Here is a 12,377-nt window from a genome sequence, read left to right on the forward strand (position 1 = left end):
TCATGATAGGAAAACTCACCGGAACCCTGGCCGAACGCAACCCGCCGCAGATCGTGATCGACTGCGGCGGCGTGGGCTATGAGGTGGACGTGCCGATGAGCACCTTCTACAACCTGCCGCAGGTGGGCGCGAAGGTCTCGCTGCTCACGCATTTCATCGTGCGCGAGGATGCGCAGATTCTCTACGGCTTCGCCTCGGCGGAAGAACGTGCGGCCTTTAGGCAGCTGATCAAGATCGCCGGCGTGGGGCCGCGCACGGCGCTGGGCATCCTGTCGGGCCTGAGCGTGGGCGAGCTGGTGCAGGCCATCGCGCTGCAGGAGCCGGGCCGGCTGGTGAAGATTCCCGGCATCGGCAAGAAGACCGCCGAACGGCTGCTGCTGGAGCTCAAGGGCAAGCTGGGCGACGCCGTGGGCACCGCCGGCGCTGCCGCCCAGCCCGCCAGCGACGCCCAGGCCGACATCCTGCAGGCCCTGCTGGCGCTGGGCTACAACGACAAGGAAGGCGCCGCCGCCCTCAAGGCCCTGCCCAAGGACGTGGGCGTGAGCGAGGGCATCAAGATGGCGCTGAAGGCGCTGGCGAAGTAAGCGTTGAGTTCCCGCTGACTTTTGCTCGGAAGGCCGCGGAGCAGGCCACGCGCGAACAGCCGCGGAACCGGCTTTGCCGGGCCGCTGGATGTGCCCCCTTGAGGAGGAGGCGGAGCGCGAAGCGCGCAGCCTGGGGGGGTCATGGCACCCACCAGTAATGCAATGCGTGGAAGTACATCGGGGCCGCAAAGATCACCGAATCCAGCCGGTCCAGCATGCCGCCATGGCCCTCGATCATGGTGCCCCAGTCCTTCACGCCGCGGTCGCGCTTGATGGCGGACATCACCAGCCCGCCGAAGAAGCCCATCACGCAGATCATGAAGGCCATGAGCGCCGCCTGCCAGGGCGCGAAGGGCGTGGCCCACCACAGCGCCGCGCCCAGCAGCGTGGCGCTGGCCACGCCGCCGATGAGCCCTTCCCAGGTCTTGGAGGGCGACAGTTCCGGCGCCACCTTGCGCTTGCCCATGAGCTTGCCCCACACGTACTGCAACACGTCGCTGCCCTGCACCACGATCACCAGGAAGGCGATCAGCAGCAGGTTGCGCCCCTCGAAGCCGGGAATGTTCAGCGTCAGCAGCGCCGGCACATGGCTGATGCAGAACACACAGACCATCAGGCCCCACTGCACCTTGGACGTGCGCTCCAGAAAGCGCTGCGTGTCGCCGCCCAGGGCCGACAGGATGGGCAGGATGAGGAACACTTCCACCGGGATGAAGATGGCGAACATGCCGTACCACTCGATCCAGACCAGGAAGTACTGCACCGGCAGCGCCACGTAGAAGGCGGCGGCCATGGCCAGGTGGTCGCCGCGCCGGGTATAGGTCAGGCTCAGGAACTCGCGCAGCGCGTAGAACGAGACCAGGTAGAACAGCAGGATCACGCCCAGTTTGCCGAAGGCGAAGGCGATGCCGATCACGGCCACCATCACCCACCAGGCGTTGACCCGGGCGTTGAGGTTGTCGATGACCGAATGGGGCGCGCCGTGGGCCACGCGCCACTTGAGCAGCGCGCCGATGGCCGAGGCGAGCACCAGCACGCCGGCCACGCCGCCGAAGAGCATCAGGGTGGTGTGGGTGATGGGGCTCATCGTTCCTCCGCTTTGTCATGGTCCGGCCGCAGGTCCAGCATGGCCTGCTGCGCGCGCGCCAGGAAGGCGGCCTTGTCCTCGCCGTCGGCCAGCACCACCGGCGCGCCGTAGCGCACCGAGCAGGCCAGCGGCACCGGCACCAGTTGCCCCTTGGGCAGCACGCGCTTGAGGTTCTCGATCCACACCGGCACCAGCCGCACGCGTGGACAGGCGCGGGCGATGTGGAAGAGTCCGCTCTTGAGCGGCAGCATCACCGCATCGCCCGTGTTGCGCGTGCCCTCTGGAAACATGATCAGCGAATCGCCGGCCTCCAGCGCCTGCACCATCTGCTCCACGGGATTGGTGGCCGCGCCGCCCGCCGCACCGCTGCCGTCGCGGCGGATCATCAGCGCATTGAACACGTCCTGGCCGATGAAGCGACGCAGCCGCGAGGCCAGCCAGTAGTCCTGCCCCGCGACGGGCCGGGTGATGGCCCGCAGGTCGGGCGGCAGCGTGGCCCAGACCAGCACGAAGTCGCCATGGCTCGAATGGTTGGCGAAGTACAGCGTGGTCTCGGCCACCGGCGTGGTGCCGCTCCAGATGGCGCGTACACCCGTGAGCAGGTTGGCGACCAGCACGATGGTCCGGGCGGCAACGAAGGCGCCAGCCTGCCGCAGCAGGACGCGCGCGGGCGGTGTGTCGGAGTCGAGGATGTCGTTCATGACGAAGGCAGACCGGCGTGGAGGCCGGCGATGAGGGCGATCAGGACGCAGAGGGTCTGCAGCAGCACGACGCCCAGATGCCGGCGCATCAGGGCCTGCGTGCCGCGCAGGCGCTCGTCCAGCGGGCGTGGGGTGCCCGGCGACGCGGGGCGCAGGCCCACCCAGGCCAGCGCGTCGTCCAGCGCGGCCAGGTCGGGCAGGGCGCCGCGGCCGAGGGCCGCGAACAGGCCCTCGTCCAGGCGCAGGCGCAGCGCCAGGTAGCGTTCGGCCAAGCCGAGCATCGCGCCGAGCGACCAGGCGGCAAGGCACAGGCGGCTGGCCGGCATGGCCCGTCCGGCGGCGACCGCCGCCAGGGCAAGGAGGCAGGCGGCCGACAGCAGCAGGCTCCAGGCGGCCACGGGTCGCTGGGCGGCCAGCCGCGCGGCCAGGGCGGCGCAGCGGCTGCGTGCCTGCGGATCAGGGGGGGACGACGGCAGGGTCATGGCTGGCGCGGCGATGGTTCGGCGTGCTGCACGGCCGACAGCGCTGCCCGCCACGGCGCACGCAGCACGATCTGCGGCCGCGCGCGCCGGACCATCGCCTCCGCCGCGGCCGGCTCGGACGCACCGCCGTGCCGCAGCAGCCAGCCCACGACTGTCGCAGCACTGCGCGAAAAGCCCAGCGCGCAGCAGACCCACACGGCGCCGTCGCCGGACCGCCGCTGGCCTTCCAGCACCTCGACGGCCCGACGCAGCCGCGCTGGCGAGGGCGTGGCGAGGTCCAGCATCGGCACGCAGCGGGCGCCCGGCACGCGCGGCAGTTGCAGCTCGGCGCACAGGCTCAGCAGCCGCGGCCGGCCGGCGGCCTGCCACTCCGCCTTGGAGGGGAGGCGTCCCAGCCACAAGCCCGGCGTCACCTCCGCGCGGGCGGGCAGCTTGCGCGTCCAGGCCCACGCGTTGACGGCGGCCGCGGCCCGGTAGGGGCCCAGGAGCCAGCGCGCGGCGTAATGCATGCGGCCATGCCGGTCCATGCGGAAGCCGCGCGCGCCGAGGCCGGCGTAGTTCAGCGCCACCAGGGCCAGCGACGCGGCGGGCCAGCCCAGCCACAGGAGCCATCCGCCCCCCTGCAGCGCCAGGGCCAGGCACAGCAGGGCGCCCACGGCGTAGGCGCCGGCCAGCCGCCAGCGCGCGGCATCCCGCGCCCACCGCCAGGCGCGCGGCAGCGCCACCTGCCGCTCCAGCGGCCACAGCCACACGCACAGCAGGCCCAGCAGCGCGCCGGTCGGGATGTCGATGAAGTGGTGCTGGTAGGTGGTCAGCACCGAGGCGCAGATCAGCAGCGTCCACACGTGCAGCACCGCGCGCGCCCAGCGCGGGCGGACGAGCTGCCGGTACCAGTCCCACAGGATCACGGCCAGCGCGATGTGCAGCGAGGGCGCCTGGTTGAAGGGCTTGTCGAAGCCGCGCAGCGCTTCGAACAGGAAGGCGGGCGCGCCCTGGACCGCCGGCTGCCCGAAGCTGAAGCCCAGCGGCCAGAGCACGAAGCAGCCGACGGCCACGACCTGCGCCGTCAGCAGCCGCGCCGCATGCCGGTCCACGAGATGCCGCGTGCGTCCGAGGAACAGCGACAGCGCATAGAAGGCATTGATCGACCAGTACGGAAAGATGGTCCAGGCCCAGAAGGGCAGGCCCCGCTCCCAGTCGAACACCACCGAGGGCACATGGGCCCGCGTGCCGGCCCACCAGTTGGCTAGGCCGTAGCTCAGGTAGAAGAAGGGCCCCAGCAGGGCCAGCCAGGCGAGGGCGCGCTTCCAGGGCCGCTTCATGCCTTCTGCGCGAGCGAGACGGTGAAGATGCCCCAACGGTCCACGCGCTGGGCGATCTTGCGAAAGCCCGCGGCTTCCACCAGCTGGTCCATCTCGGCCTGCGTGCGCCGGCGCATCACCCAGGCCTGGCCCTGGCGGTGGCTGGTGAGCGCCCGGGCGATCATCTCCAGCTGCGGATGCCAGGGCTGGCCGGTGTAGACCAGGTAGCCGCCGGACTCCACGGCATCGGCCACGCCGGCCAGCGAGCGGGCCACCATGTCGTTGTCGGGGAACAGCTCGTACAGCCCCGACACCACGGCCAGCGTGGGTCGCGGCGTGACGGCCGCCAGGCTCGCGCGGTCGAAGGCATCGGCCTGCACGAAGCGTGCGATGTCCTGCAGGCCACGCTGGGCGATGAGCCGTTGCCCATCGCGCACGTTGATGTCGCTGTAGTCGCGCAGCAGGATCGACGTGGGCGCGACGGCGCTGCCTGCCGCGGCATCGAGCACATAGCGGCCATGGCCGGCCGCGATGTCCATCAGCCGCACCTCGCGGCCTTCGTGGGCAAGCCGGCCCATGGCTTCGCGCAGCAGCTCTTCGACATGCAGCTTGCGCTGGCGGATGCCGCGCCAGCCGATGGAGTCGAGGTAGGTCCGGTCCACCAGCCGGCCCACCGGCGGTGCACCCGCCGCCTCGTTGCGGTAGACGTAGTCCAGCGTGCTGCCGGAATCGAAGCCGGTCGCATGGCCCAGGGCGATGCCACGGGACAGCCGGCCGCCCAGGCGCAGCCCGGCGCGCGTGGCGGCCCAGTACAGCCCGCGCGGCGACAGCGCCGGCAGCGGGGCCGCAAGTGCCCGGGCCTCGTCGGCCGTGAAGCCCTGGCGGTCGGCCGTGCGCAGGTCGACCGGCGCGGGCGGCGCGTCGAAGAGCCGCAGGATGAAGCCGCGCACCGCGGCCACGGCGCTGGCCCGGTCGCGCTCGCCCAGCGTGTCGTGGAAGAAGCCGGGCAGCTCCAGCTTCTCTTTCACCCGGCTGCCCAGCCGGTCGAAGAAGCGATGCTGCGGCCCGTGGTGCACCACCCAGTCGGCACCGGAGATCAGCAACTGCGTCGGCAGCACGATGGCCTGAGCGTCGTCGACCACGCGCTCGGCGGCCTCGTACAGGTCGAGCAGGATGTTGACGGCGATGGGCCGCGTGATCAGCGGGTCGACCTGGTAGCTGGCGATGCGCGCCGGGTCGTGCGTGAGGAACTTCGGCTTGACGTAGCTGTTGACGAAGAACAGCCCGCGCAGCCTGTGCATGAGTGCGAGGCCGGGCCGCGCGAAGGGCACGTAGAGCTTGACCTTGAAGGCCGGCGAGGCGAGCGTGAGGCCGCGGACCTTGGGCGCGTAGTCGTGTGCCCAGGTCGAGATCAGCACGGCGCCCACGCTCTGGGCCACGACGTGCATGTCCTGCTCGGCCACGCCGTGCTGCGCGGCGATGTGCTCGACGAAGGTCTGCACGTCGCGCACCGAGTGCGCGAAGCTGGGGCTGTGGCCGCGCTGGCCCGGCGAGCGGCCATGGCCGCGGGCATCCCAGGCGAAGAAGTCGAAGTCGGGCAGGTCCAGCTCGTCCACCAGGTGGGCCATGCGGGCGCCATGCTCATGGCCGCGGTGGAAGAGCAGGACCGCCCCACGGCGCGCGCTGCCGGTGGCAGGCCAATGGCGATAGAAGAGCGATTCGCCGTCGTGCGTCTGGAAATGCAGTTCCTCGGCGATGCGTGGTGTGGCCGTCATGCGTGATTCGTCCCCGGGGTTGTTGTGAAACTCATCGGCGCCGGCTCATCCGGCGGTGCGCTCGGCCAGGGCGGCGCGCACGCGGCGCACCACCGTCCAGCCCACGGCCAGGGCCAGCAGTGGCATCAGCCAGGCCGCCGCGGCCGGCAGCGGCCAGCCCAGGGCCACGTACAGCCCCAATGCGCCGAACACGAAGGCGCGGTCGCTCTTGCCCATCGGCCCGTCGTAGCGGCGGCTGGCGCCGACCGTCGGCCCCAGCGCGCCCGCGAACTCGGACAGGCCCGCCAGCACGATCACCACGCCCACCCAGAAGCCCGAGAAGGGCGCGACCAGGGCGAAGGGCAGGTACAGCGCCGCGTCGGACACCACGTCCGTCAGCTCGTTGAGGAAGGCGCCCAGCGCGCTCTGCTGGCCGTGCTCGCGTGCCAGCATGCCGTCCACGGCATTGAAGGCCATGCGCACCAGCATCCAGAGCGGCACCAGCGCGAAGGCCGCGCGGGAGGGGGCGGTCCAGAACAGCCACAGGCCGAGCGCCACGGAGACGAGGCAGGCCGCCATCGTGACCTGGTTGGCCGTGACCCCCGCGCGGGCGAGGCGTTGGACCAGGGGGCGGAGCAGGGCCTGGAAGCGGGGCTTGAGCTGGTAGATGGACAAGGTGTTGACGGTGAGCGGCAGGAGCGGTCGATTCTGCCGCCTGAATGCAGGCTGACCGCGTCCCGGCCGCGGCAGGCGCCGCCTACAATCCGCCGCTTCCCCCCGCGACATGTCCATCCACACCGACGACTTCGCCCCGGTACCGCAGCGCGTGGTGTCCGCGGCCCCCGCCTCGCCCAACGAAGAAGCCATCGAACGCGCCCTGCGGCCCAAGCTGCTGCAGGAATACGTGGGCCAGGCCAAGGTGCGCGAGCAGCTCGAGATCTTCATCGGTGCCGCCCGCAAGCGGCGCGAGGCGCTCGACCATGTGCTGCTCTTCGGCCCGCCGGGCCTGGGCAAGACCACGCTGTCGCACATCGTCGCGGCCGAACTGGGCGTCAACCTGCGCCAGACCAGCGGGCCGGTGCTCGAAAAGCCCAAGGACCTGGCCGCGCTGCTGACCAACCTCGAGCCCAACGATGTGCTCTTCATCGACGAGATCCACCGGCTCTCGCCGGTCGTCGAGGAAATCCTGTACCCCGCGCTCGAGGACTACCAGATCGACATCATGATCGGCGAGGGGCCGGCGGCGCGCAGCATCAAGCTCGACCTGCAGCCCTTCACGCTGGTGGGCGCCACCACGCGCGCCGGCATGCTGACCAACCCGCTGCGCGACCGCTTCGGCATCGTGGCGCGGCTGGAGTTCTACACGGCCGACGAGCTCACGCTCATCGTCACCCGCAGCGCCGGCCTGCTCAACGCGCCCATCGACCCCGAGGGCGCCTTCGAGATCGCCCGCCGCTCGCGCGGCACGCCCCGCATCGCCAACCGGCTGCTGCGCCGTGTGCGCGACTATGCCGACGTGAAGGGCGATGGCCGCATCACCCAGTCCATCGCGCACAAGGCGCTGGCCATGCTCGACGTCGACCCCGAAGGCTTCGACCTGATGGACCGCAAGCTGCTGGAAGCGGTGATCCACCGCTTCGACGGCGGTCCGGTGGGCCTGGACAACATCGGCGCCAGCATCGGCGAGGAGTCCGGCACCATCGAAGACGTGATCGAGCCCTACCTGATCCAGCAGGGCTACCTGCAGCGCACGCCGCGCGGGCGCATCGCCACGCTGGCGGCCTACCGCCACCTCGGCGTGGCGGCGCCCAGCAGCCGCATCGCCGACGGGGACTTGTTCGGCGGCTAGCCGGACGGCGGGGCGGCTGCCAGAATCGCCGCCGCCATGCACACCCACGACCTCAGCCCCTGGCAGCACAGCCACCAGTTCGACACTGGCAACCCCGCCGCCGAGCGCAGCACCCGCTGGGTGCTCGCCATCACCGCCGCCGCGATGGTCATGGAGATCGCCGCCGGCTGGTGGTTCAACTCCATGGCGCTGCTGGCCGACGGCTGGCACATGAGCTCGCATGCGGTGGCCATCGGCGTCAGTGCCTTCGCCTACACCGCGGCGCGCCGCCTGGCGCGCGACCGGCGCTTCGCCTTCGGCACCTGGAAGATCGAGGTGCTGGGCGGCTTTGCCAGCGCGGTCTTCCTGCTGGTGGTCGCGGGCCTGATGGTCTTCGGCTCGCTGGAGCGGCTGTGGTCGCCGGAGCCGATTCATTACCGCGAGGCGGTGATCGTGGCGGCCCTTGGCCTGGCGGTGAACCTGCTGTGCGCCTGGCTGCTGGCCGGCGCGCACGGGCATGACCACGGACACGGCCATGGCCACGCACGCGGCGGGCATGGGCACGGTCACGGCGGGCACGGACACGACCATGGCCATGACCACGGCCACCACCACGACCTGAACCTGCGCTCGGCCTACCTGCACGTGCTGGCCGATGCCGCCACCTCGGTGCTGGCCATCGCCGCGCTGCTGGGCGGCTGGTTCCTGGGCTGGGCTTGGCTCGACCCGGTGATGGGCGTGGTGGGCGCGGTGCTGGTGGCCAACTGGGCGCGCAGCCTCCTGCGCCAGACCAGCGCCGTGCTGCTGGACCGCGAGATGGACCATCCCGTCACCGAGGAGATCCGCGAGGGCATCGAGACCGGCTTGGCCGATTCGCACACCCGCGTGGCCGACCTGCATGTCTGGCGCGTGGGCCGCGGCGCCTACGCCTGCGCGGTGACGGTCGTCACACATTCGACCACGCTGGACGCGGATGGCGTGCGCGCCTGCTTCTCCATGCACGAGGAGATCCGGCACTCCACCGTGGAAGTGCAGCGCTGCAGCGCCTGAGCCGCGCATCGGCGGGTCCGGTCGCGCCGCCGCTTCGCATCACGCCGGGCGACGGCGACCTGGCACCTGCCGTTGGCGTCGAGACAGTAGGCCCCGACGTCACATCGTCGTCACGCCACCGCCATGCTGCCGTCATGCGCCGCGCCGATGCTGCCGGTCCATGCAACGCGACGACGCCTTCCTGCGCGCCTGGCAAGACAACGCCGGTCGCCTGTCCGATGCCGGCGAGGACGAAGGCGGGGGCGAGCGCCCCGTGCTGCGCTTTCGCACGCTGTGGATCTCCGACCTGCACCTGGGCACGCCCGGCTGCCAGGCCAATGCCCTGCTCGACTTCCTGAAGAACACCGAGTGCGAGACGCTGTACCTGGTCGGCGACATCGTCGACGGCTGGCAGCTCAAGCGCCACTGGTACTGGCCGCAGGCCCACAACGACGTGGTGCAGAAGCTGCTGCGCAAGGCGCGCAAGGGCACGCGGGTGATCTTCATCCCGGGCAACCACGACGAATTCGCGCGCAAGTACCTGCACCACAACTTCGGCGGCATCGAGGTGGCCGACGAATGGGTGCACGAGACGGCCGACGGCCGCAAGCTCTGGGTGATCCACGGCGACCTGTTCGACGGCGTCATCCAGTGCGCCAAGTGGCTGGCCTACGTGGGCGACTCGCTCTACGAATTCACGCTGCGCCTGAACCGGCACTTCAATTCGCTGCGCGCGCGCATCGGCCTGCCCTACTGGTCGCTGTCCAAGTACCTCAAGCACAAGGTCAAGCGCGCCGTGAGCTACATGGGCGACTTCGAGCAGGCGGTGGCCCGCGAGGCCGAGCGCCGCGGCATGCAGGGCGTGGTCTGCGGCCACATCCACCATGCGGAGATGCGCGAGATCGACGGCATCCTGTACTGCAACGACGGCGACTGGGTCGAGAGCCTGACGGCGCTGGCCGAGCATGCCGACGGCCGGCTGGCGCTGGTGGACTGGACGCCCCGCGTGCGCCAGCAGGGCCGCCGCGCGGCGCAGGCCCTGCCGGCCCTGGGCTGATCGCCCGGCGCGAGCGCCGCCCCAAAGCCCCGGTCCGCACGGCGGGCGCGCTGCCGTCTGCGAAAATGGCGGGTTGCCCTGGAGCCCGCCTGTGTCCTCTCCCTACGCCGCCGAAACGCGCCGCCGTCGCACCTTCGCCATCATTTCCCACCCCGACGCGGGCAAGACCACGCTGACGGAAAAGCTGCTGCTGTTCTCGGGCGCGATCCAGATCGCCGGCGCCGTCAAGGGCCGCAAGGCGAGCCGGCATGCGACCTCCGACTGGATGGAGATCGAAAAGCAGCGCGGCATCTCGGTGGCCAGCTCGGTCATGCAGATGAGCTACCGCGAGCATGTGGTCAACCTGCTCGACACGCCCGGCCACAAGGACTTCTCCGAAGACACCTACCGCGTGCTCACGGCCGTGGACTCGGCCCTGATGGTCATCGACGCCGCCAACGGCGTGGAATCGCAGACCCGCCGGCTGATCGAGGTCTGCCGCCAGCGCGACACGCCCATCATCACCTTCGTCAACAAGATGGACCGCGAGGTGCGCGAGCCGCTGGACATCCTCGACGAGGTGGAGCGCGAGCTGGGCATGCCCTGCGTGCCCATGACCTGGCCCGTGGGCCAGGGCAAGAGCTTCGGCGGCATCATCAACCTGCGCACGCAGGCCATGACGGTGTTCGAGTCCGGCAGCGAGCGCCGCCCGCAGGACTTCGAGACCATTCCGCTCAGCGACACCGACAGGCTGCGCGCCCGCTTCGGCGCCGAGTTCGACAGCGCCCTGGAGAGCATGGAGCTGGCCACCGGCGCCTCGCCCGAGTGGGACCACGAGGCCTTCCTCGCCGGCAAGCAGACGCCCGTGTTCTTCGGCTCCGGCGTCAACAACTTCGGTGTGATGGAAGTGCTGGACGCGCTGGTGGACCTTGCGCCCGCGCCGCGCCCGCGTACCAGCACCACGCTGGTGAACCGCCAGCCGGTGGTCAAGGAGATCCAGCCCGAGGACAAGGACTTCGCCGGCGTCGTCTTCAAGGTGCAGGCCAACATGGACGCCAACCACCGCGACCGCATCGCCTTCGTGCGCATCGCCTCCGGCAAGTACCAGCCGGGCATGAAGCTGCGCGTGCAGCGCACCGCCAAGGAGCTGCGTCCCACCAGCGTCGTCACCTTCATGAGCCAGCGCCGCGAGGCGGTGGAAGAGGCCTATGCCGGCGACATCGTGGGCTTCACCACCCACGGCGGCGTGCAGCTGGGCGACACCCTCACCGACGGCGCCAGCCTGCAGTTCACCGGCCTGCCCTTCTTCGCGCCCGAGATGTTCATGACCGTGGTGCTCAAGAACCCGCTGCGCACCAAGCAGCTGCAGCAGGGCCTGATGCAGCTGGGCGAGGAGGGCGCCATCCAGGTCTTCAAGCCCGAGGCCGGCGGCAACATGCTGCTGGGCGCGGTGGGCCAGCTGCAGTTCGAGGTGGTGCAGCACCGCCTGAACACCGAGTACGACTGCGACATCCGCCTCGAAGGTTGCCAGTACACCGGCGCGCGCTGGATCACCGCCGACACGCCGGCCGAGCTGCGCGAGTTCGAGAACGCCTACCCCATGCGCATGGCGCGCGACGCCGCCGACACGCTGGCCTTCCTCTGCACCAGTCCCTACGACGTGCGGCTGGCGCAGGAGCGCTTTCCCAAGATCCACTTCCATCCGCTGCGCGAGCACGCCGGCCTGGCGCTGCAGACGGCCGGCTGATGGGGCACGAGACGATGCGGCCGCTGGCCGACTGGCCCGAAGCCGCCCGCCGCGGCCTGGTGGGCGTGTTCACCGACATCGACGACACGCTGACCACCGACGGCGCCATCACGCCCGAAGCGCTGGATGCGCTGGCCGCCCTGCAGGCCGCCGGCCTGCAGGTGGTGGCCATCACCGGCCGGCCCGTGGGCTGGAGCGAGCCCTTCGCGGCCCGCTGGCCGCTCGATGCCATCGTGGCCGAAAACGGCGCCGTGGCGCTGGTGCCCGAAGGCACCTGGCAGCCGGGCGGTGTGCGCAGACTGCACAAGCGCTACCAGCAGGACGCCGCCACCCGCGCCGCCAACTTCGCGCGCATGCAGGCCGTGCTGGCGCACATCGAGGCCAGCATCCCGGGCGCGCGCCGCGCCACCGACAGCGCGGGCCGCGAATGCGACATCGCCATCGACCACAGCGAGTTCACGCAACTGTCCGAGGCGCAGATCGACAAGGTGGTGATGGCCATGCGGCACGAGGGCATGCACGCCACCGTCAGCAGCATCCACATCAACGGCTGGTACGGCGAGCACAACAAGCTCTCGGGCGCGCGCTGGATCGTGCGCGAACTCTGGGGCCGCGACCTGGGCGCCGAGATGGACCAATGGGCCTACGTGGGCGATTCGACCAACGACGCGCTGATGTTCCAGGCCTTCGACCACAGCATCGGCGTGGCCAACGTGGCGCGCTTCGTGCCGCACCTGTCGCACCTGCCGCACTACGTGGCCGAGGGCGAACGCGGCGCCGGCTTCGCGCAGGCGGCGCGCGCCGCGCTGGCGGCCCGGCGCTGAGCGG

Annotated in this window: 12 protein-coding genes; 6 read left to right on the top strand and 6 right to left on the bottom strand. The window is 70.9% G+C overall.

Annotated features, from left to right (window positions below):
• Window positions 1–2: 2 nt before the first annotated feature.
• Entirely contained in the window at window positions 3–584 is a 582-nt protein-coding gene (ruvA, locus tag L0984_RS15825) for a Holliday junction branch migration protein RuvA (protein ID WP_017761470.1), read from the top strand.
• A 139-nt stretch (window positions 585–723) separates the two neighbouring features.
• Here ruvA and L0984_RS15830 read toward each other — a convergent pair whose 3' ends face one another.
• From L0984_RS15830 to L0984_RS15855, 6 genes are read right to left on the bottom strand one after another with little or no spacing between them, the layout of a single operon-like run.
• Entirely contained in the window at window positions 724–1,671 is a 948-nt protein-coding gene (locus L0984_RS15830; protein WP_234194576.1) for a phosphatidate cytidylyltransferase, read from the bottom strand.
• On the bottom strand, window positions 1,668–2,372 hold the full coding sequence (locus tag L0984_RS15835; protein WP_234194577.1) for a lysophospholipid acyltransferase family protein: 705 nt from the start codon (window positions 2,370–2,372) through the stop codon (window positions 1,668–1,670). Before L0984_RS15835 ends, L0984_RS15830 begins: the two co-directional genes overlap by 4 nt.
• Window positions 2,369–2,854 carry a hypothetical protein gene (locus L0984_RS15840; RefSeq protein ID WP_234194578.1) on the bottom strand — a complete coding sequence of 162 codons (486 nt, stop codon included), beginning with the start codon at window positions 2,852–2,854 and terminating at the stop codon, window positions 2,369–2,371. Before L0984_RS15840 ends, L0984_RS15835 begins: the two co-directional genes overlap by 4 nt.
• Window positions 2,851–4,176, bottom strand: a complete 1,326-nt coding sequence (locus L0984_RS15845; RefSeq protein ID WP_234194579.1) for a phosphatase PAP2/dual specificity phosphatase family protein — start codon at window positions 4,174–4,176, stop codon at window positions 2,851–2,853. The genes L0984_RS15840 and L0984_RS15845 overlap by 4 nt, the downstream gene beginning before the upstream one ends.
• Complete coding sequence (locus L0984_RS15850; protein ID WP_234194580.1) at window positions 4,173–5,930, bottom strand: bifunctional alpha/beta hydrolase/class I SAM-dependent methyltransferase; 1,758 nt, start codon at window positions 5,928–5,930, stop codon at window positions 4,173–4,175. Before L0984_RS15850 ends, L0984_RS15845 begins: the two co-directional genes overlap by 4 nt.
• A 45-nt stretch (window positions 5,931–5,975) precedes the next feature.
• The gene (locus L0984_RS15855) at window positions 5,976–6,584 is read right to left on the bottom strand and encodes a CDP-alcohol phosphatidyltransferase family protein (RefSeq protein WP_234194581.1); all 609 of its coding nucleotides are present in this window, start codon (window positions 6,582–6,584) and stop codon (window positions 5,976–5,978) included.
• 109 nt (window positions 6,585–6,693) lie between these two features.
• Between L0984_RS15855 and ruvB the strand changes: the two genes are divergently transcribed.
• The 5 genes from ruvB (at window position 6,694) to L0984_RS15880 (ending at window position 12,373) form a co-directional block, all read left to right on the top strand.
• The gene (gene ruvB / locus L0984_RS15860; protein WP_234194582.1) at window positions 6,694–7,758 is read left to right on the top strand and encodes a Holliday junction branch migration DNA helicase RuvB; all 1,065 of its coding nucleotides are present in this window, start codon (window positions 6,694–6,696) and stop codon (window positions 7,756–7,758) included.
• A 36-nt stretch (window positions 7,759–7,794) separates the two neighbouring features.
• Window positions 7,795–8,787 carry a CDF family Co(II)/Ni(II) efflux transporter DmeF gene (gene dmeF, locus L0984_RS15865; protein WP_234194583.1) on the top strand — a complete coding sequence of 331 codons (993 nt, stop codon included), beginning with the start codon at window positions 7,795–7,797 and terminating at the stop codon, window positions 8,785–8,787.
• Window positions 8,788–8,947: 160 nt separating this feature from the next.
• Window positions 8,948–9,823 (top strand): UDP-2,3-diacylglucosamine diphosphatase, encoded by an 876-nt coding sequence (locus L0984_RS15870; RefSeq protein WP_234194584.1) that lies wholly within the window; start codon window positions 8,948–8,950, stop codon window positions 9,821–9,823.
• A 91-nt stretch (window positions 9,824–9,914) separates the two neighbouring features.
• Window positions 9,915–11,549: a peptide chain release factor 3 gene (locus tag L0984_RS15875; RefSeq protein WP_234194585.1), complete on the top strand. Its 1,635-nt coding sequence runs from the start codon at window positions 9,915–9,917 to the stop codon at window positions 11,547–11,549.
• Window positions 11,550–11,563: 14 nt separating this feature from the next.
• Window positions 11,564–12,373 (top strand): HAD-IIB family hydrolase, encoded by an 810-nt coding sequence (locus L0984_RS15880; protein ID WP_234195036.1) that lies wholly within the window; start codon window positions 11,564–11,566, stop codon window positions 12,371–12,373.
• Window positions 12,374–12,377: the final 4 nt, after the last annotated feature.

It is taken from the genome of Pseudacidovorax sp. NFM-22 (assembly GCF_021401245.1).
In the GTDB taxonomy this organism is placed as follows: Bacteria; Pseudomonadota; Gammaproteobacteria; order Burkholderiales; family Burkholderiaceae_C; genus Xenophilus.

Bases quoted from the DNA above. Each gene is read 5' to 3' on its own strand.
- ruvB (WP_234194582.1), top strand. From the start codon at position 6,694: ATGTCCATCCACACCGACGACTTCGCCCCGGTACCGCAGCGCGTGGTG.
- L0984_RS15840 (WP_234194578.1), bottom strand. From the start codon at position 2,854: ATGACCCTGCCGTCGTCCCCCCCTGATCCGCAGGCACGCAGCCGCTGC.
- ruvA (WP_017761470.1), top strand. From the start codon at position 3: ATGATAGGAAAACTCACCGGAACCCTGGCCGAACGCAACCCGCCGCAG.
- L0984_RS15835 (WP_234194577.1), bottom strand. From the start codon at position 2,372: ATGAACGACATCCTCGACTCCGACACACCGCCCGCGCGCGTCCTGCTG.
- dmeF (WP_234194583.1), top strand. From the start codon at position 7,795: ATGCACACCCACGACCTCAGCCCCTGGCAGCACAGCCACCAGTTCGAC.
- L0984_RS15870 (WP_234194584.1), top strand. From the start codon at position 8,948: ATGCAACGCGACGACGCCTTCCTGCGCGCCTGGCAAGACAACGCCGGT.
- L0984_RS15845 (WP_234194579.1), bottom strand. From the start codon at position 4,176: ATGAAGCGGCCCTGGAAGCGCGCCCTCGCCTGGCTGGCCCTGCTGGGG.
- L0984_RS15880 (WP_234195036.1), top strand. From the start codon at position 11,564: ATGCGGCCGCTGGCCGACTGGCCCGAAGCCGCCCGCCGCGGCCTGGTG.
- L0984_RS15830 (WP_234194576.1), bottom strand. From the start codon at position 1,671: ATGAGCCCCATCACCCACACCACCCTGATGCTCTTCGGCGGCGTGGCC.
- L0984_RS15850 (WP_234194580.1), bottom strand. From the start codon at position 5,930: ATGACGGCCACACCACGCATCGCCGAGGAACTGCATTTCCAGACGCAC.